Annotated in this window: 1 protein-coding gene; it reads left to right on the plus strand. The window is 70.9% G+C overall.

Annotated features, from left to right (window positions below; all coding sequences use genetic code 11):
* Positions 1-656 (plus strand): alpha/beta fold hydrolase (locus tag IEZ21_RS46960; RefSeq protein WP_189327922.1); only part of this gene is annotated, 656 nt, incomplete at both ends.

Below are 656 nucleotides of genomic sequence, written 5' to 3' on the forward strand. Positions count from 1 at the left end.
GGTGCGCGACCTGCTGTCCACGCTCGACATCGAACAGGCCACGCTGGTCGGGCACTCGCTCGGCGGCGGCGTCGCCATGCAGTTCGCGTACCAGTTCCCGGAGCGCACGGAGCGGCTGATCCTGGTCAGTGCGGGCGGCGTGGGCCGCGAGGTGAATCCGGTCCTGCGGGCGGTGTCGCTGCCCGGCGCCCATCTGATGCTCTCCGCGCTGCGCCTGCCCGGCATGGGTGTGCAAGCACGCCTGTTCGCCCACCTGATGCGACTCCTCGACACCGATCTGGGCCAGGACGCACCGGAGTTGCTCACCCTCGTGGACGCGCTTCCCGACGCGACCTCGCGCAGCGCCTTCATCCGTACCCTGCGCGCCGTGGTCGACTGGCGCGGCCAGGTGGTGACCATGCTCGACCGCTGCTACCTCACCGAGGGCATGCCCACGATGCTGATATGGGGCGACCGGGACAGCGTGGTGCCCGTACGGCACGCGTACGGGGCGCACGAGGCGATGCCCGGCAGCCGCCTGGAGATCTTCGAGGGAGCCGGGCACTTCCCGTTCCACACCGACCCCGCGCGGTTCCTCTCCCTCGTCGAGGAGTTCACGAGTACCACCGGCCCGGCCGACTGGAGCCGGGAGAACTGGAGCGGACTGCTCCGCGCCG

The sequence above is a fragment of the Streptomyces flaveus genome (assembly GCF_014647675.1).
Lineage (GTDB): Bacteria > Actinomycetota > Actinomycetes > Streptomycetales > Streptomycetaceae > Streptomyces > Streptomyces flaveus.